Annotated in this window: 18 protein-coding genes; 8 read left to right on the plus strand and 10 right to left on the minus strand. The window is 33.6% G+C overall.

Features of this window, described 5'->3' with window-relative positions; all coding sequences use genetic code 11:
- Positions 1 to 191: 191 nt before the first annotated feature.
- Positions 192 to 629 (plus strand): TM2 domain-containing protein, encoded by a 438-nt coding sequence (locus NEF87_RS16800; RefSeq protein ID WP_371802572.1) that lies wholly within the window; start codon positions 192 to 194, stop codon positions 627 to 629.
- Between the two features lie 50 nt (positions 630 to 679).
- Here NEF87_RS16800 and NEF87_RS16805 read toward each other — a convergent pair whose 3' ends face one another.
- Together NEF87_RS16805 and NEF87_RS16810 are read right to left on the minus strand one after the other, a co-directional pair.
- Positions 680 to 1,150 carry a GNAT family N-acetyltransferase gene (locus NEF87_RS16805; protein ID WP_457916743.1) on the minus strand — a complete coding sequence of 157 codons (471 nt, stop codon included), beginning with the start codon at positions 1,148 to 1,150 and terminating at the stop codon, positions 680 to 682.
- A gap of 39 nt (positions 1,151 to 1,189) precedes the next feature.
- Positions 1,190 to 1,696, minus strand: a complete 507-nt coding sequence (locus NEF87_RS16810) for an RDD family protein (RefSeq protein ID WP_457916744.1) — start codon at positions 1,694 to 1,696, stop codon at positions 1,190 to 1,192.
- Between the two features lie 176 nt (positions 1,697 to 1,872).
- On the opposite strand from NEF87_RS16810, the gene NEF87_RS16815 reads away from it, so the two are divergent.
- Both NEF87_RS16815 and NEF87_RS16820 read left to right on the plus strand, forming a co-directional pair.
- Positions 1,873 to 2,892, plus strand: a complete 1,020-nt coding sequence (locus NEF87_RS16815) for a magnesium transporter CorA family protein (RefSeq protein ID WP_457916745.1) — start codon at positions 1,873 to 1,875, stop codon at positions 2,890 to 2,892.
- Positions 2,893 to 2,921: 29 nt separating this feature from the next.
- Positions 2,922 to 3,641, plus strand: coding sequence for a nuclear transport factor 2 family protein (locus tag NEF87_RS16820; protein ID WP_457916746.1), 720 nt, complete (start codon positions 2,922 to 2,924; stop codon positions 3,639 to 3,641).
- Between the two features lie 23 nt (positions 3,642 to 3,664).
- Here the strand turns inward: NEF87_RS16820 and NEF87_RS16825 are convergent, their stop codons facing one another.
- Positions 3,665 to 4,291, minus strand: coding sequence for a hypothetical protein (locus tag NEF87_RS16825; protein WP_457916747.1), 627 nt, complete (start codon positions 4,289 to 4,291; stop codon positions 3,665 to 3,667).
- Positions 4,292 to 4,611: 320 nt separating this feature from the next.
- On the minus strand, positions 4,612 to 5,331 hold the full coding sequence (locus NEF87_RS16830) for a hypothetical protein (RefSeq protein ID WP_457916748.1): 720 nt from the start codon (positions 5,329 to 5,331) through the stop codon (positions 4,612 to 4,614).
- A gap of 281 nt (positions 5,332 to 5,612) precedes the next feature.
- On the opposite strand from NEF87_RS16830, the gene NEF87_RS16835 reads away from it, so the two are divergent.
- The 3 genes from NEF87_RS16835 to NEF87_RS16845 all read left to right on the plus strand — a co-directional run bounded on the left by NEF87_RS16835 (position 5,613) and on the right by NEF87_RS16845 (position 8,826).
- On the plus strand, positions 5,613 to 6,704 hold the full coding sequence (locus tag NEF87_RS16835) for an EF-Tu/IF-2/RF-3 family GTPase (RefSeq protein ID WP_457916749.1): 1,092 nt from the start codon (positions 5,613 to 5,615) through the stop codon (positions 6,702 to 6,704).
- A 17-nt stretch (positions 6,705 to 6,721) separates the two neighbouring features.
- Complete coding sequence (locus NEF87_RS16840; protein WP_457916750.1) at positions 6,722 to 7,699, plus strand: DMT family transporter; 978 nt, start codon at positions 6,722 to 6,724, stop codon at positions 7,697 to 7,699.
- Between the two features lie 98 nt (positions 7,700 to 7,797).
- Positions 7,798 to 8,826 carry a hypothetical protein gene (locus NEF87_RS16845; protein ID WP_371802582.1) on the plus strand — a complete coding sequence of 343 codons (1,029 nt, stop codon included), beginning with the start codon at positions 7,798 to 7,800 and terminating at the stop codon, positions 8,824 to 8,826.
- Positions 8,827 to 8,848: 22 nt separating this feature from the next.
- On the opposite strand, the gene NEF87_RS16850 is transcribed toward NEF87_RS16845, so the two are convergent.
- The 3 genes from NEF87_RS16850 to NEF87_RS16860 all read right to left on the minus strand — a co-directional run bounded on the left by NEF87_RS16850 (position 8,849) and on the right by NEF87_RS16860 (position 11,645).
- Positions 8,849 to 9,592, minus strand: coding sequence for a GNAT family N-acetyltransferase (locus NEF87_RS16850; RefSeq protein WP_457916751.1), 744 nt, complete (start codon positions 9,590 to 9,592; stop codon positions 8,849 to 8,851).
- Between the two features lie 41 nt (positions 9,593 to 9,633).
- Positions 9,634 to 10,263, minus strand: coding sequence for an HAD family hydrolase (locus NEF87_RS16855; protein WP_371802584.1), 630 nt, complete (start codon positions 10,261 to 10,263; stop codon positions 9,634 to 9,636).
- Between the two features lie 68 nt (positions 10,264 to 10,331).
- On the minus strand, positions 10,332 to 11,645 hold the full coding sequence (locus tag NEF87_RS16860; RefSeq protein ID WP_457916752.1) for a DEAD/DEAH box helicase: 1,314 nt from the start codon (positions 11,643 to 11,645) through the stop codon (positions 10,332 to 10,334).
- 443 nt (positions 11,646 to 12,088) lie between these two features.
- Between NEF87_RS16860 and NEF87_RS16865 the strand changes: the two genes are divergently transcribed.
- The gene (locus tag NEF87_RS16865; protein ID WP_371802586.1) at positions 12,089 to 12,235 is read left to right on the plus strand and encodes a hypothetical protein; all 147 of its coding nucleotides are present in this window, start codon (positions 12,089 to 12,091) and stop codon (positions 12,233 to 12,235) included.
- Between the two features lie 14 nt (positions 12,236 to 12,249).
- On the opposite strand, the gene NEF87_RS16870 is transcribed toward NEF87_RS16865, so the two are convergent.
- The 3 genes from NEF87_RS16870 to NEF87_RS16880 are packed head-to-tail and all read right to left on the minus strand — an operon-like array spanning position 12,250 to position 15,193.
- Positions 12,250 to 12,621, minus strand: a complete 372-nt coding sequence (locus tag NEF87_RS16870; protein WP_457916753.1) for a DUF167 domain-containing protein — start codon at positions 12,619 to 12,621, stop codon at positions 12,250 to 12,252.
- On the minus strand, positions 12,608 to 13,810 hold the full coding sequence (locus NEF87_RS16875) for a hypothetical protein (RefSeq protein WP_457916754.1): 1,203 nt from the start codon (positions 13,808 to 13,810) through the stop codon (positions 12,608 to 12,610). Before NEF87_RS16875 ends, NEF87_RS16870 begins: the two co-directional genes overlap by 14 nt.
- Before the next feature lie 12 nt (positions 13,811 to 13,822).
- Complete coding sequence (locus NEF87_RS16880) at positions 13,823 to 15,193, minus strand: DHHA1 domain-containing protein (RefSeq protein ID WP_457916755.1); 1,371 nt, start codon at positions 15,191 to 15,193, stop codon at positions 13,823 to 13,825.
- A gap of 255 nt (positions 15,194 to 15,448) precedes the next feature.
- Here NEF87_RS16880 and NEF87_RS16885 point away from each other — a divergent pair, with 255 nt between their 5' ends.
- Complete coding sequence (locus tag NEF87_RS16885) at positions 15,449 to 17,218, plus strand: hypothetical protein (protein WP_457916756.1); 1,770 nt, start codon at positions 15,449 to 15,451, stop codon at positions 17,216 to 17,218.
- Positions 17,219 to 17,258 lie beyond the last annotated feature (40 nt).

Genomic DNA, 17,258 nt, shown 5'->3' on the forward strand with positions numbered 1-17,258 from the left:
TCTTTGATTTTCTATGGAATTGATTCTAAATACGCAATTTTTTATGAATTTCCCTAAGTAAATGCGATTTTTGTTTATGGATAGTTCTATCTTCATTTATGGCAAATTTAAATTTAACAATTGGAGACAAAAATTGGTCTAAAGAATTTTTAATACCTCATACATCCATAATATAATTACCAGTAATTTATATGGAAGTAAAAAAAACGATGTCAAAATATTGTGTTAATTGCGGCGGGGAAAATAATCCCGGTGCTAAATTTTGTGCTTTATGTGGGGCAGAAATGTCTCCCACTGCTCCACCGACCAATCAAGAACCTCAATATCAACAAAATACCTATTCTCAACCAGAATACCAACAAGCCCAACCAGTATACGCAAACCAAAGTGGGCAAATAAATGATCCAAATCGAAAAGATCGCGTTGCAGCGGCTATTTTTGGAATTATCTTGGGTGGTATCGGAGTACACAAATTTTATTTGGGTAATATAGGGATGGGGATTTTATATCTGATTTTCTGCTGGACTGGTATTCCGTCTTTAATCGGTTTTATTGAAGGAATTATTTATCTCACTGAGAATGATGAAGAATTCCATCAAAAACATGTGTTACCAATTCTCCAGCGGTAGTTCTTTCTTTTTTCAATCTTTTTCTATTTTTCTCAGAAAATTTAACATCCTTAAATCTTCATGCTCATTTCAGTCCCATCAGTAAAACCTAATTTTTTGTAGAGTTTGCGACCCATCTCGGTAGCATGGAGATTCGCAATAGAAATATTTTGTTTTTTTAACCATTGTATGATTATCTCCATAATTTTTTGAGCAATTCCTTGTTTACGGAATTCTTCTACGACAACAACGCTCATAATGTACCCTTTCTTCCCGGATAAGTTGTTTGGACTGGGAGGGTGTTTATCAATAACGACTCCACCTGATCCAATTGCTTTTTTTTGTGTATCTTCCGCAATCCACCCAATAAATTCTCCTGTGGGAATACTTTGCTGAAAATACTCATTTGCTGCTTCATCGGCTAGATTCAGTAATTCTAAATCAGAATATCCCATTGATTCAAACATAATTCGTCGAAGTTTTACTATTGAGTTAACATCCGCAATAGAACACTGTCGAATTGAAATATTTCGTTTACTCATGTTTTTTCCCTCATATATAAAATGGTGTGAAAAAAAGGGTTATTTATGAACTACATGTGTATTAGCGAGAATCTGGCAAAAACGAGGATAATTTTCTTTGCCTTTTCTCCATTTCAAAAACAATCCGATGATTAAGTCGATTCCCACAAAGAAATAGAATTTACCTGCACTATGAATTAAGGCTTGAACTAAAGTAGGTCTGGTTAATTCTTTGTCTTTAATATGTCGTTTACCCTTCACTTCAAGCTTCATAATCCATTGACCCAAGGAACGTCCTTTGTTCAACCATGTAAAAATGAAGAAATAGAAAAAGACAACTCCCAGTTGAATGAAAAATTGTGTCCGTAATTCTGCAGTTGAAGGTGTTAATCCTTCAAAATGAATACCTACGATAATACCATAAGGAAGTGCTAATATTAGCAAATCTACGAAGTATGCGATTAAACGCGGTGGAAAATCAGCATAGTTATATTTTGGTATTTTGCTGGGGGTTTTTTTATGAGCGGATTTTGTCGGATTGCTTTTATTTTTAGTTGCGTGAGTCATGTTCCGATCCTCAAAAATTTATTAGCATAAACTGTACTATTGTACACGATGCTTTGAATTGTTATTAATATTTTATCCGTTTTAAGGATTTTATGATAGCGTCGGTGAGCATAAAAAAGTGTAAAAAAATCTAATCATCTAAACTGCATTGGAAAACAATATTGAAGGAATAGACAATGGCAAAAATGACATATTATATCGTGAGGGATGTAATTGAGAAACATCCGGTTATTGAAACCTGTGAGGTATCACTTGAAGATTTACGGGATGAATTCAATATTGAAGCAGTAAAAAAGCAATGCAAATTTTGTTTTTTGGATGTATTTCTTGAAGAGAGTCCTTTTGATCTTGACCACAATCAGGAAATCTTAGATTTAACCGTTTTACTTGATATTTCATTAGATACTTTTGAGGAGATTATCCAAGATAGTAGGCCACGTTTGGATGATTATCAAGAATATTTATTTATTTTATTTAAAAGCATTGGGAAACATCCAACTGAAATTGATGGGAAATCAGAACATCAATGCGGGTTGATTATTGATGAAAATATTTTAATGTCTATCCATGTTGGGATTCCATTACCTTTAGACAAACTCTTCCGATTATTTAACCGAAATCCACAAATGCTCATTCGGGGTGGAATCACATACCTCTCCACAACATACTTTGATGCGTTAATAGATCCCACATATCACGTGCTTGATGGGTGGAGGAAGCTTTCTGATGATATTGAATGGAGTATACTGAGTCAAAAGCGGGTAGATCAACAAACTACTCTTTCTCGTTTGATTGGAATTCGGGAATCAATTTTTGATACTGTGAAGATTCTTCAAGCGGATCGGGAAGTTGTGAATCGTATGAAAAGTCCGAATATGCCTATTTTTAAGAAAGAATTTATTCCACCTGAGTTGGATGATCATATCCGCCATTTACTTGATGAACAAGATATTCTCCGCGCTACTATTTCTGATTTGATGAATTTATTCTTCAATGCGGAATCGAGTAAAACAAATCGCGTTCTTTCCCGCTACACCTTTGTTACCTCCATACTATTACTTCCCAGTTTGATAGCTGGAATATTTGGAATGAATAATATTCATTTTCCTCAAATATCTTTTTGGTGGGTGTTAGTTATCATGGTTTCCTGTATGGGAGGATTATGGTTTTTGTTTAAAAAAAAACAACTTATTTAGGATTTAGGAATCTTATTATTCTGAGGAAATTGGAAAATCAGCATTGGGAAATATTTCATGACTATCTGGATTCTTATTCACTGAGGGATATGAATAGGCTTCTTGAAATTTTTTCTGATGATTTTAGTGGTTTTGGAACCGGATCGGATGAAAATTCATTTGATTTTGAAGATTTTACCGAACTTTACATTCGCGAAGTTGAGCAAGTTCCTTCAAAATTAGATATTCAAATTAATAGAGAGAAAATTCATTCTCATTCTTCGAATTTCTTTACTGGGATGGCTGAATTAGATATAAAAGTGTCACTTGATGATGGTATATTGTCTTTTGAAGGATTAAGGATTAGTGTTATATTTCAAAAGAAAAAAAATCTATGGAAACTCGTTCATAAGCATATCTCCTCCCCTCTTATAATTCAAGAAAATGGAGAAACTGTTCCAATTAAGGAACTTCAAAAGAAAAACCAAGAATTAGAGTTGAAAGTTGAAGAAAAAACTAAAAAATTATTAATTCAAAATGTCGAACTACAAGAAAAAAATGATAGATTACAAGCTGCATTAAATGAGGTTTCCACATTAAAAACACTACTTCCTATTTGTGCAAATTGTAAGAAAATTAGAGATGATTCGGGATATTGGCAAAATGTTGAAGAATATCTCCAAAAAAATACAGATATCCGTTTAACTCACAGTTTATGCAATGATTGCGTTCAGGAATTGTATCCCGAAATGAATTTTGATAATACCTAAATAAAAAAATCAAAAAAAAAGTATTAACTATTAAAATCAGAGGTCCGAGGGGCTCCAAAATTATATGACGGCTTGAGTTTTGCCTCCTTCGCCTGTTGTTCATCGGGGGAATTCACTGCGTAAATACTTCGGAATTTTGCGTTTATTAACGGAAAATGAGTTGTTCGGAAAAATGCTATCCCTAAAATAATAATTCCTAAGTAAAGGATAAAACTGAAGACTTTTTGAACAAAACCACTCATATAAAAGGGAAAGAATGGACAAAAAGCATAGTAATTGAAAAAAAATAGAATTAAACCAATAGTGAGAAAATGGCTATAATGTTTAATCTGGGGTGTTTTCTTTGAAGTCAAAAATATGATTGTACAGAGAATTGGGAGCAAAATAATCTCAAAAAATCCAATATTTCGATTGTTCATAACAGCAAAAACAGCTCCCAGAGTAATCAATTTCAATCCAAATAAAATAATTACACCCTTTGATAATTTTCCATTTGTCTTGTTATATAACAACTTCATATCAATTTGATAAACAAGAATAATTGTACATAATATGTCAAGAATCAATGATGACATTTTGTAAAAGTAAGAAATTCGTCCAAGTCTTGAAAAAATCACAATTTCTGTCCATATAATCATTTGTTCATCCATGGTAAGGTTAGAAAAAAAGTTTGAAGAAAAAATTCCAATTATAATCTTACAAATATTTAGAAGTAGCACAATTAAAAATTGTTTCATTAAAGATTTTGAGCAATGTTCTGCTAGTTTTACTTTTGAATATAGCACTCCATACCCAATCGAAAAAAGAATCAGAATGATCAGACAAATTAAGTCGAAGATAAAATTAGGATACATATTGTTTTTTGCCTCGTAACAAAAGTTAGAAGGAAAATGATATAATATTTTCTAAATCCAGAATAATCAGGTACATTATTAGTGTGGAAATATTAAAAAAAAAATAAAAAAGGTTCTTAGTAGGAATGTGCAATTAAATAAGTGCGAGCTGAATCATGGATTTCGCTCGGAGCACAAGCCCAAAAGTAGTCTGAACCACTCCAGCCAGGATCCGCATCGATAGTATTGGTGTTAGAATCACTGTTGTCATAATCGTAATCCCATGGATTGCCTGGGGCACCATCCATTGCCCAATCGTAAGCTTTGGCACATAATTCTGAGCAATACATGGATTTGTAAGTGCTCATTCCATATAGGTAATTATAATCATATTCCGTTTTGGACCCCCATTTCCAGGTCGTACGGAACCATGATGTTTCCCATGCTCCCGTGGCGTATGCATTGGCATATTCAATTACTTTTGATCGAATCCAATCCGTAACTCCTGTAACTCTTAACAATTCAGCTTCATCTGCCTTATTCAATCGAGATACATCATTAAAGACTACTCCATCAGGGGTGGCTTCAATACAAAAATATCCCCAATGGGAATATTCGGCTTCAGCATCATAATGATATGACCATCCAAGATAAATTGCTGAATGATCCCAATGACCCGGGATTAAATCAGTATATTTACCTCCTGCAGTGAGAATTATATCACCTGGGAGGGATAATCCTACTATGTTTAGTGCGTTTCCATCTCCTTCATCCCCTAAAGCAGCACCAAAATCCATAAAGGAGAACAGAACAACCATAAACATTGCGCTTACAATTAATTTTCGGTTTAATTTCATTTTTCAACCACAAAACCCATTTTTTTTTAAAAAAAACCCAAACAATTTTCGATTTAATTTTCAATATTTACCCATTAGACCAAATATTGCTGGTTTTACATTTTGTTCATGATCCTTAAAAGTATTGTGAATTAATTACAACATACAATTATGTCTCATCAATCCCACGAGATAGAGGCAACTTGGCTTGCGGAGATATATGTTGTTCTACCAATTGGGAGATATTTGGTTCAAAATTGAACTAGCGGAATATTTTTTGATTTTGCTATATTATAATATCTATGAGTGAAGTTGAAAGATCCATTACCATCGGTCTCTTGGGAGCGAATCATGATATTACCAAACTGGTGGGTGAAGCATTCGGCAGTCCAGGCACAAGATCAGACTTGCAATTTTATAATCGGCTAGATTCGGGGATGAATATGATTTTTACTGCGGTTGCCCCGATTGCATATCCTGAAAAAATAAAATCTTTAGTTCAAACCTGTGCAGAAACGAGTGTTCATATCATGATCATAGATTCCGAAACTGGAATTAATTCCGAAATTGGTGAAATTATGGTGATTATGGATTTGTATGCACAACATTTTAATTCCAAATTTATTGCAGTGATTGGAGGTATAACACCTACAAATGAGTGGCGTGTAGAAGAAATTCAGAATCAATTGCCAAAAGTGGTTGCAAATACTTCATTGAAAGCCATGGAATTAGTCGTTCTTAAAGATCGGGAAAACTATCAGCAATTAAAGCAGAAGGTATCCGATTTGTTTACATCAACTCCAAAACCCGATCCAAAAGATGCTCCATATAGTAAGGTCCTAATTGATCATGTGTTTCCGGTTCAAGGAATTGGTACTGTGGCGTTAGGCTTAGTGACTAAAGGACAAGTAAAAGCGGGACAAATGTATGATATTGTTCCGGTCCAGAATAAAGTCATTTTACGATCGATTCAAAAGCAAGATCGCGATTTTAAAACTGCTGAAGAAGGAGATCGGGTGGGCCTTGCTCTTAAAGGCATTAAAGGAGATAAAATCGATCGGAATGCGATCTTTTGCACTTTAGGGGCCATGACTACTTCCTCCAAATTTCAAGCGAAAGTTCATGTTTCTCCTTATTATCGTCCTCAAAGCGAATCGGGTATGATATCTCCAAAAGATGCCAAAGCTTACCATGCAATTGCAGATCTTGGAATCAGTCCCGTAAAATTATTAGAAGGGGAAGATATTGCGCCGGGAAAAACGGGTGTGATAACTTTAGAACTCGAAAAAGAATTACCCCATGATAGGAATGGAATGCGTGGGATTATTGCTGATTTTGGTCCTTTTGATAAAAAACTCCGCATTGTCGCATATTTTGAGCAGATTATTGAATAAAACTGTTGCGAAATCTTATGGTCAGACTCCTCTCCGAGAAATCAAAAGCTCAAATTCAAATTTTTCTCAGCGGTATTTTAATGGGAACTATTGGATTTTTTTTACTGGGCTTAAATCTTCTGTCAACTAATGCTATTGTGGCATTAAGGGGATTGTTTGGTGCGCTTATCATTTTTCCCATCTTGCTTTTTTCAAAAAAATTGGGATATATTAAAAAACTGTTCTTTTCTCATCCTTGGTTAACCATACTTCAAAGTATTACTGGTCCTGTGCTTATATATTGTTATTTTTATGCTATTATGAATTTAGGTTATGGAACTGCCGTTTTTCTTTTAAAGACTGGACCTATATTTTCTGTGTTTTTTATGTGGTTGTTTCTAAAACGAAGTCCTGATAAAAATGATCTATTAGCGTTTCTAATCACCATGATTGGAGTACTAATTTTAACACAACCTTGGGATCTGGCTTCTTCTTCAGAATCATATTGGAAGGGCATACTTATAGGATTGATATCTGGAGTATTAATGGGGGCTGCAAATGTATTTCGAATCATGATTTTTGACAAATCTCGATTGTATCAAGATACTGCTCTGACAAATTCTATAATTTCTTCAGAAGGACTATCAGAAACCAAACTTTCTGATGATTTAATTTATAGCAGTTTGAGTTTAATCTTTTTAGAAACCCTTGTGATGTTTGTTATGTTTTCCCTGCTTGATTTTTCTTATTTTAGAACCATGTCACCCATCCATTGGGCCATCGCCTTTGGTTTGGGTTTGATTCCGACTGTGATTGCTTTCTTTTTAAGAAACATTGCATTAAAACATGATGAAGCGGGGGATGTACTCATTTTCTCTTATTCCGAAACAATAATGGGGGCTCTTCTTACAGCTATTCTGGATCATGAGTTAACTTTGCTATTAATTTTGAGCGGAATATGTATTTTAGTGGCCAATGGCATAGTTGCTTTAAAACCAAAAAAAAATTTACCTTGACCAAATCAATCCACATAACTTACTTCTTCGGGCGATAAAGATTGGTTGCTAAAACACTTATTACCTCTTGTTGGTTATCTTAATGTAAGTGATAAGAAATGAATCTGAAACTAAGCAGAATTTTGGTTCTCATCTTCGCGATCTTTTGCCCCATCTATATTTTAGTAGTCTTCTTTACTTTTGACTTCAAGTTGGAATGGTTGCCTTTTGATTGGGGATACAATTCTCAAATTGTAAGTATTTCGGCTAATTGGATTTCTCCAATTCTCTTTTGTATTTCTTGGTTGTATTTCCTTTTCTTGACGGGAAAACGCCTCGCAAGCACAATTCAATTGATGGGGGAGACATCTTCTGTGATTTCTGCCCATTACATTATCTTTTATGGTGTTTGTGCTATTGTTATGCTGGTATCCTTTTTAATTCCCCTATTGACTCCAATCGTCGGTGTATTGGCGTTTTCTTCCCTTGTTTTTACTTTATTAACTTCCAAGGTAAATTGGGATGATTTAGATGATAAAACAAAGAAATTTGTAAAATTCTTTACTTTCTTTGTCAATATCCCTATGATTTTCTGTTCTATTCTTGTTGTTCCAGAGTTAATCGGTTTTTCAGTAGACTTCTTCTTGAATTTTTGGAATGGAGGGGGTTTAGAGTATTTGTATTTTATTATGAAAGGATTAGGTGTTGCTCTCCCGATTGGAAATTTCATGTTACTTTATCGAAATGCGGTTGGGGAATCGGAAGGTAGGAGAAGCAGTTCGGTTAAATCCAATACCGATATTTTGTTTGTAGAAATTGTGATAACTGGGTTTCTATTTTTGCTAGAATTTTATAATATAGAATTTGTTCAAATTTTGTATTATGGTGGAATGGTATTTTGGATTTTATCCTTTATTGCTAACTTTGTAAATAGTCGCAATGCGGGGAAATCTTCCAGCAATAAATTGTTACAAAGTCCCCTTTCATTAATCATGTTCGCAGTATTTTGGGTGGCAACCACTATTTTTGGGAATGATAGGTTTGCGTTTTCAGATATTCTTAGGAAAATTATTGTGGGGGGGGCAGCTTTTGTCTTTATTTTTGTCTTTTTCTTGGTTTTCATTGGCCATCCAGATTTGGATGACTAATTTTTTAAAAATTTTTATTACATTATTTCTCTGTTCGGGCAGAAAAGGTTACTTCTTCAAAGAATTTTGTAAATCCTAATGAACGCGCGACTGAAATTGATCCCAAATTTCCATCATGACATCGATAGAGAAGTAATTCATTTTTTCGTAGTGCTTTCTTGCATAATTCAGAAATCAATAGCCTACCCAATCCTTTTCTACGAAATTTTGGATGTGTTAGAACTCCAATATCTTTAGCATCTCCAAAATTGACCATGCTGGATACGGCGACTAATTTTTTTCCATGAAAACACCCTAAAACTTCGGGGTGGGTTATTTTTACCCATGAATTTTTTACTTCAAACTTGCTACATGCAAATTGAAGTCGTTTCAGGATGAATTGATCTTTTAATTTGAGAAAACGGAATGTATACTCATCAAATAATGGTTTTCGTTTCAGTTCTCCCGGTTTTAAGTGATAAATGTATATTAGATCATCTTTCTGAAACCCTTCACTCTCCATTTTAGATATAAAATCTTCCATGGAAATTGATTGTTCTAAAGGATTATTATCGTTCATTTTTAAAATTTTTTTATAAAAACTAGGTGCTACTTGAATAATTCGCTTCTTATCAAACGTCCAGAAATTGAAAGCATTGGTTTTTTTTAAATCTGGTTCTTCAATTATTGAAATTTCAGGATCTAAAAAATTTTCGAGTGGGATTGAGAAAAATTTAGCCCAACTTTTTGCTAATTTTCTAAAAAATTCGTTTTCAGTAAAATCCATCGTGGGAACTCCATTCTATGGAACTTTTTAAAAAAAATCGATTACTCTTCAATTTTTAGAATTCGGTTCAAATCGTCAACATAAATAAAATTAATTTGGGCTCTTTCAGCTGCTTCTTCATCCACCTTACTATCACCGATGAAAAGGACTTTTTCTGGAAGTAGATCATATCCGTCCATTATTCGAATTAATCCCTCGGGGTTGGGTTTTTCATTTGACACATCATTTCGACCAATTATTACTTTAAATTTATCATTTGAGCCAAATTGATTTAAAATTTCAAGAATTGTTTCGTGGAAATTATTAGAAACGATTCCAAAGAAGCAATCAAATCGAAGATGTTCTGCCATTTTTTCTATACCCATTGTAAATAGTTTTAGCGGCTCAAATCTTTTTTCCTTAAGTGCAATGAGTTCTTGATTACGCATATAATCTTGATAATACTGAAATGCTTGATCGCCTTGTTCAGTTCGTATGTAGCGGAATATTTTGAAAAATTTCTTTTTTTCTGGGATTTCTATTCCATAAGTACGTTTATAGTGACTTAAAATATGCTGTCTAATATCTTGCCATTGAATATGGAGATTAAAAAGTGTTCCATCAAGATCAAATAAAATTGCGGAACTTTGTTTAATTAAAGGCATCAACATTTGGGAAGAAGTGATTTTCATTAGGTTAACCTATGATCTATGTTTGCATGCGAAGTTTAAAAAATTTAAGGAAAAAAGAAACAGAAAAATTAGTACAAGAAATTGCGTCGATCGGGTTTTTTTCGATCATTTTTCTTTGGACCTGATTTTTTATAGGTACGTTTTGGATTGTTACGATTTCTACGGGCTGGATGGTCGGTGTTAAGATGCCTCTCTGAGTGAGATCCCGAAGATTGTCTATTTGACGAAGAGTATTGTCTTCGTTGAGGTAAAGGCCGTTTTTCAATATCTTTACTCATGAATCCCTCAATTCTAGATAAAGTACGCATTTGATCATTCATAACTAATGAAATTGCGATTCCTTTTGCAACTTTACCTGATGCATTCGATATTCGAGCGGTTCTACCAATACGGTGGACATAGTTCTCTTCAAATTCTGGAATATCATAATTAAACACATGACTGACTTTTTCTACATCTAATCCTCGAGCTGCTACATCGGTTGCAATTAGGCAATTAATTTTGCGTTTTCGAAATTTATCTAAAACGATTTCTCTTCTTCGTTGAGTTAAATTTCCTGAAATTAATTCCGGTTTAAGTGGTAATCTTTCTTCATTTTGAAAACGTTGATATAGCCAATCTCCTGTTCTTTTTGTGTTAACAAATATCATACAGTGAATTGGCTTTTCTTGACGAATGATTCGGATGAAATGGTAATATTTATCCTTGAAATCATCGATTAAATAATAGTATTGGTTACAGTTTTCTACTGTCATTGAATCTTGTGAGACATCAATTTCAATTACATTTTTATCTCCAGTGAACCGTTTAGTTAAATCATATACTGCATCTAACATCGTTGCAGAAAACAAGATTAATCGAGGATGAACATCTCTCATTGCATCCAATAATAAAAACTCAATATCGGGCATAAATCCCATATCCAAACAACGATCGGCTTCATCAAGAACTACAAATTTCACATCCGTAAAAGATACTCGATGTCGATTAAAAAGATCAATTAAACGTCCGGGGGTCGCAACAATGATTTGAGCCCCTTCCTGAATTTCTTGGACTTGTCGATCAATTGATACTCCTCCATAGACTTGAACCACTTTAATGTGGCGATATTTTGTGAGTTTTACAAAAACCTCTGCAACTTGTTTGCATAATTCTCGGGTTGGGACGATTATAACACTTTGAACTGTTTGCAAAGTATTATCAATTTTTTCTACTAGTGGGATCGCGAAAGCGAGTGTTTTTCCTGATCCCGTGCGCGCTTGAGCAATGATATGCGTATCTGGGGAATCTATTATCTCTGGAATTGCTCGTTCTTGGATTTCTGTGGCTGTTTCCATTCCCATCTGTTTCAATCCATGTAATAGGGAGTGGTTTAAATTCATTTCTTGAAATTTCATGTAAAAAACCCTTAAAAAAATAATCTTTTTTATAGCGTTAATGATCTATAGTGAATCTGGTTTTATCAAATTTTCTCTATTTTTAATAATTTTGCGTTTTTTTTTGTTATCGATTTCAATATTTGCTATTTGTACTGATTAATTTCTAACTAATTTCTACTTTTTAAATGTTTAAAACGAATTTATTATACACTCCGCTCGATATGGATAAATTCTTAATGTTTGAGTAATTTAAAGTAGAGTAAATTAGATTGTTTTAATAAACTTCCCGATGAAGACACTTTTTTGGAAGCTTTCGAAAAAATAAATATATATACTATTGCCGATATTATGATCCTACAAGCAATACACAATTGTGGTATTAAATAGCGCGACGATATATATAGTTGATTAATAGTTTTATTAGATATAAAAAGTGAATAATGGTGATGGTCGAAACTGAAACGATACTTCGAGATAAGATATGCCCCAAATGTGGATCGAAAATGAATTATCGTCGCAGAGTGTCAAGCAACCGTCTTCTTACATTACTTCAGTGTTCAGTGTGTCGGCATTACTTGGTAATAGATAATTAAAAGTGATATGACAATTATTTAATCAATTTCTGAGTCACTTCTTCAATGGAACTATTTGAAATTTCTAAAATTAACGTTTTGGTTGATGCTGTGTGACCACGCACTATTCTAATTGCAGATTTTGAAATTTTAAGTTTTGCACTTAAGAATTTAATAATGGCAATGTTAGCCTTTCCTTTGACAGGAGGTGCCGAAATATTCAAATAAAAATGTTCTCCTTCTCTAAAGAGCCTATTTTCTCGTGAATTCGGTTTTATTAGCAAAATAAGATTGTACAAATTGGGATTGTCTTCATCTTGATACAAAGAAAGAGTTTTTTGTATATCATTCATATCTTTTTTCTGAATTTTGCCTGATTTTTTTTTAGATTTGTTAAATTTCACCATTTAAATCCTCTTCAATTGTTATTAAGTGGATATATTCGTTCCCAAAAGTTTCTTGACCCCCTAAGAAGATTTGAAAAGTATCAATAGCTCCAATTTCCTTAAACGAAGGAACGTTTGTCGCTTTTTGCAATAACCCTCGAATCTCCACGAAATCACCCGTCCTAAAGTGGCCGACCAATTCATGTTCATAGACCATTAAACGGGTAATTTCTTCTCGGTAGATTTCAAATTTTTTCTCCATAATTTCAATGCATTCAATTTCAAAGAGACTGGGATAATAATATCCCCATCTATTGTTTTTGATTTTTGCTTTGATCCTAATGGGTGTCAAAGAAGAAAAAATTGTATCACTATAATAAAATGGATAATGAATCAATTCCGAAAAGGTTGGCGCAAATGTGATGGAAACTTTCCGTTGGTTGAAAAAGAATAGGTAATTCTTCCGATATATATATTCAAAGCATTCTTCCATATCCCTTCCTGTTTTCAAAGCCATTTTTTCTGCCAGAGGAAGAATTTCAGTCGTTTTATACCTTCTTAAACCACGTTTGTGGGAGGAAATATTTAGAGATGCTTCAACTATCTTCTTTGTCGCTCCGATCCCATAAATCATTATATCAATATCTGATTTGTTATGATGTGATTCCCATAAAATAGATCCAGTTACTCCAATATGATCCAAATCTATCCCGAATAATTCATTTAAGTTTAATCCCACTTCAACAGTTTCACGTTCTAGGCGATCTAAGTTTTGTTTTTCTTGTAAACTTCCTTTCTCAATAATTAATAACAGATCTTTAAACCGCTGTTGTGGATGCCAATGATGTAATATTTGTTCATAAGGGACTTCAATTAACTCCATTTGAAAAACAGAGTTGAAATTTTTAAATGAATGGCTTTTAATATTTGCTTCAGCGGATTTAGATGAGTAATTCGGTAAAACGCGAATAAATTCTTCTGCAGTGGTTTTTTGTTTCCAATACATAAGATCGTGGTTCCTAACCTTGCTAATTGGATCATTGACGGGTATCAGTCGTTTATGAATCTCTGGATCATCTTTAGGGGAAATTCGTTGATATTTTTGCAACGCGATTACTTTATTTTGGGGATGAATCGAACCTATTACTTGATAGATCCCTCCTTGTTTATCTTGAATGTAATCACGGTCTCTAAAAGGTTGAAATTTCATTTTGAGTCTCTTTTATAGATTGTTAATTATGGAATCGATTTGTTCTATTAAAGGTTGAAGAAGTTCCAGTGGGATGCGAATACCGCCTGCTAATCCATGTCCTCCTCCATCACCTCCAATTTGGTCCATAATTTTTTTGATTACAATGTTCACTCCTGAATTATTATGAGATTCTATGAATTGGGAGGTAGTTCTAACCGAAAACTTAAATTCACTTTTTGTTTCTCCTCCAATAAATAACATCTTAGAAGGGTCATAGATTTGATTTATGGATGCAAAACTACCTGTATCCGACCACATTTCAATGGGGATTTTTCCAGTTAAATTTACAATAATTGCATGAGTGGATTCAATTTTGTCCATTTTAACAAAGGTTGTAAGATTCTTAACAATTCCTTGAATATAATCTAAATATTTCTGTTTAAATTCCTTTGTGGCCTTTGTTGCACTAAGTAAGTTGGTAGCAATATCTGGTCGATCATGACCTAAAATAGATATCAATTGAGCATGTTCAAAAACATATTCTAACAATCCCTTTTTTTTTGGAAGGGTTAGAAACTTACCTTTCAAATTGGGATTTGTAAATCTTGCCACAATTTGGTTCACTTCATTTATCGTTAGTTCCTTCACTTTTGTTTTAGGGATGATTTCTAAAGATTCTAATATGGTCTTCGCTATTTTTGGATCACCTTCAACTTCGGGAACAAAAGGGAGAATTGATTGCGCTAAGGCTTTATCGATCCGTTCATTCTGGCCACCAAATAAACAGAGTCCTTCATGGAGGATAACTTGTTCAAGTTCAATGGCTTCTTCTATGACTAATAGGTTGTAAGACTTGTACTCATTGATGTGTTGTAGTGTATCTCCCCCCATTCCTAATGCTGCCAACCATGCTAAGTTTGTATTTTTTTCCGAAACTGCTTTTGCAAAAAGATAATTCAAAGTAGATCCTACAATTTCTTTCAACCCATGAAGTCCAAACTGGGTTGGATTACAATTATATACGTTTTCAGGCATCTTTCGCGTTGGATCAGGGCGAAATAGATGATGATCTAAATTATATATGTCAATATTGGGAAATTGTTCTAGAAAATCTATTAAGATTTGTCCTGATGGGCATACATCTGAAAATATGATTGCTTGTGGTATTGAAGGATCAAAATTAAAAGAACTTAGATATTTTTCCCATGAGATTTCTAAATTGAAGGAGGTTTGGGTGTATTTTACTTTTAATCGGTTGAGCATCTGCTTAATTATGGCTCCTGCAGTTATTCCATCTGCATCGGAATGATGAATTGATAAAATTTGGCTATATTTGGATAAATTCTCTAAAAATTCCATTGATGCCGTTTCAAGATATTGTTCAAATTGTGGATTGATCATGGTACTTATTTTTCCGCTTTTTTTATATTTAAAAAAACATCTAGTTCCATAAAAATTAACCCTTCCTTGGAGAAAATCAAAATCATTTCAATGCACCAATTATCTTTTTTTTTATAGCTGATTTGAAAGTATAATTAGAAGGTATATCCCTTTGAGTGGATGCATTTTCAGAAAATGCTTGATTGCTCTCCCTTACAGGGAAATCTACTCAGAAACCTATATAATAATAAAAATATATTTATCAGTGTCAATAAGATGGTTAGTTATTCACAGTTTCAAACGCGTGGCCGGAAGAATGCAAAGCAAATTTCGAAATTATCTTTTGTTTTGCTTGGCCTATTAGCATGTTCCATGATTTGTCAGTATCTGACAGATGGTAACAATCCAAATCCAGTAAACAATTCTCAATTAATGGGTTTTAATCCTTTGGCATCTACAGAGAATGCCGCACCAAGTGAACCTTTAGCAGTTAAGGAAGACCTTTCAAATGCTTTAGGTGATATTGAAATCATTGATGTCAATGTTCTCGAAAGTTTGACTGTCACAAATTTTGTAGCCAATAGCAATATTACTTATATTGTTGATAATGATGATCAAACTTCCTTTGTTGGAACAATTGAGACCGCTTCTACTTCTAATGCTGTCGGTACAGCAACTGATCGAGATGCCAACATTACTATTCAATTTTTAACTGAAATAGTATGGGCATACAATGAATCCATTGCCGATTTGGAAGAAAAAGTTGTTGGATTCACTCCAGTCGTTCAACCCGCCGAAATATCCGTTCTGAAAGTTGATGGGATCGAAATTACCAACGAATCCTTATTTTATACTGAGACTAATCTTGGAAAAAAAACCTTTTTCTATAATTTTGAAAATGAATATTTAAATGATCCAAGTGACTCCATTCGGATCAGATATAATTATAATGTCAAGGTGCCTGTTTCCCAATGGAAAGTTGTAACTACCCGGGTTGAAACCGAAGAAGGCGAAATTTTAGCAGGTGCTCCTCAATACATGACAAATTTGTCCACAACATTTACTCAAGTTTATGATTATTATGTAAAAATTGGAGGCTCTTCTAATTTACCTATTCGAGCCCTAACTAACATAAATTTGCCAAATAAAAATGAAATCTTTGATGTCAGTGTTGAAAGTTATAATGAGTTAAATAAAACGGATTTTTCCTACGATACAAATTTATTAAATGAAAAAATTATTCAAATTGACGATTATCTTAACATTTCTTCGGGAGTGTCAATTGAGGGTCGATTTTATGCAAATTTCACAGTTGAATTTTTGGAAGTCGTAGACGGCTTTTGGTGTGAAGATCGCCTTGTATCCGGAACGGATCGTCGTGAACGCGATTACAAAATAACTATTACTGAAGGTCCGGCGGACTTAATGTTAGTCTATTTTGGATTTAATGATACATCCATATATTATTCCCACTTGTGGGGTGATCCAGATCTCCGTAGTGCTTTAGGTCGAGATGTTTCCGTTGAAAATGTTAATCGATCGGCGTATCTTACACCCAGCGAACGCCTAGGTAAAGTTTTTATCGATGGTATTTCGATGCTCGCCCAAAGTCAGTTAACTCCATATCTCTTGTTTAAAGGTGAAATTGATGTCATAACTGTTGGCTATATTGGAGTTTATGATTTAAAATTGACGGTGACCGATCGCATTCAGACACCTTTGGCTAATGTTCAAGTTAATATTTATATTAACGACATTCCTTATGGAACTTTGATGAGTAATTTTGAAAATTACCCCATTGCACCTAAAACTACAGATTCCCAAGGGCATATCTTGATTCGAAATGTACCGATATCAGATTTTACTATTGAGATTCTTGATGCAGAAGGAAATTCCCAAGAAAATTTAACCGCTAATTCTCTAAAGGATTATAATAAAAATTTGGTTATTACCTCCAAAAGTCATTTTCCTGCAATAATTTTGTATTTCGGAGGAATTAGTGCCGTGATGGTAGTAATTGGATTTCTTAAATTCAAGAAGTATTAATTTTCTTTTTTCATTTCTATTTTTATCAAAAAATAATTTT

This window comes from Candidatus Lokiarchaeum ossiferum, from assembly GCA_025839675.1.
GTDB classification, from domain to species: domain Archaea; phylum Asgardarchaeota; class Lokiarchaeia; order Sigyniarchaeales; family Promethearchaeaceae; genus Lokiarchaeum; species Lokiarchaeum ossiferum.

Coding starts and splice junctions, on each gene's coding strand:
- NEF87_RS16800 (WP_371802572.1), top strand. CDS start 192: ATGGAAGTAAAAAAAACGATGTCAAAATATTGTGTTAATTGCGGCGGG.
- NEF87_RS16805 (WP_457916743.1), bottom strand. CDS start 1,150: ATGAGTAAACGAAATATTTCAATTCGACAGTGTTCTATTGCGGATGTT.
- NEF87_RS16810 (WP_457916744.1), bottom strand. CDS start 1,696: ATGACTCACGCAACTAAAAATAAAAGCAATCCGACAAAATCCGCTCAT.
- NEF87_RS16815 (WP_457916745.1), top strand. CDS start 1,873: ATGGCAAAAATGACATATTATATCGTGAGGGATGTAATTGAGAAACAT.
- NEF87_RS16825 (WP_457916747.1), bottom strand. CDS start 4,291: ATGGATGAACAAATGATTATATGGACAGAAATTGTGATTTTTTCAAGA.
- NEF87_RS16830 (WP_457916748.1), bottom strand. CDS start 5,331: ATGAAATTAAACCGAAAATTAATTGTAAGCGCAATGTTTATGGTTGTT.
- NEF87_RS16835 (WP_457916749.1), top strand. CDS start 5,613: ATGAGTGAAGTTGAAAGATCCATTACCATCGGTCTCTTGGGAGCGAAT.
- NEF87_RS16840 (WP_457916750.1), top strand. CDS start 6,722: ATGGTCAGACTCCTCTCCGAGAAATCAAAAGCTCAAATTCAAATTTTT.
- NEF87_RS16845 (WP_371802582.1), top strand. CDS start 7,798: ATGAATCTGAAACTAAGCAGAATTTTGGTTCTCATCTTCGCGATCTTT.
- NEF87_RS16850 (WP_457916751.1), bottom strand. CDS start 9,592: ATGGATTTTACTGAAAACGAATTTTTTAGAAAATTAGCAAAAAGTTGG.
- NEF87_RS16855 (WP_371802584.1), bottom strand. CDS start 10,263: ATGAAAATCACTTCTTCCCAAATGTTGATGCCTTTAATTAAACAAAGT.
- NEF87_RS16860 (WP_457916752.1), bottom strand. CDS start 11,645: ATGAATTTAAACCACTCCCTATTACATGGATTGAAACAGATGGGAATG.
- NEF87_RS16865 (WP_371802586.1), top strand. CDS start 12,089: ATGGTCGAAACTGAAACGATACTTCGAGATAAGATATGCCCCAAATGT.
- NEF87_RS16870 (WP_457916753.1), bottom strand. CDS start 12,621: ATGGTGAAATTTAACAAATCTAAAAAAAAATCAGGCAAAATTCAGAAA.
- NEF87_RS16875 (WP_457916754.1), bottom strand. CDS start 13,810: ATGAAATTTCAACCTTTTAGAGACCGTGATTACATTCAAGATAAACAA.
- NEF87_RS16880 (WP_457916755.1), bottom strand. CDS start 15,193: ATGATCAATCCACAATTTGAACAATATCTTGAAACGGCATCAATGGAA.
- NEF87_RS16885 (WP_457916756.1), top strand. CDS start 15,449: ATGGTTAGTTATTCACAGTTTCAAACGCGTGGCCGGAAGAATGCAAAG.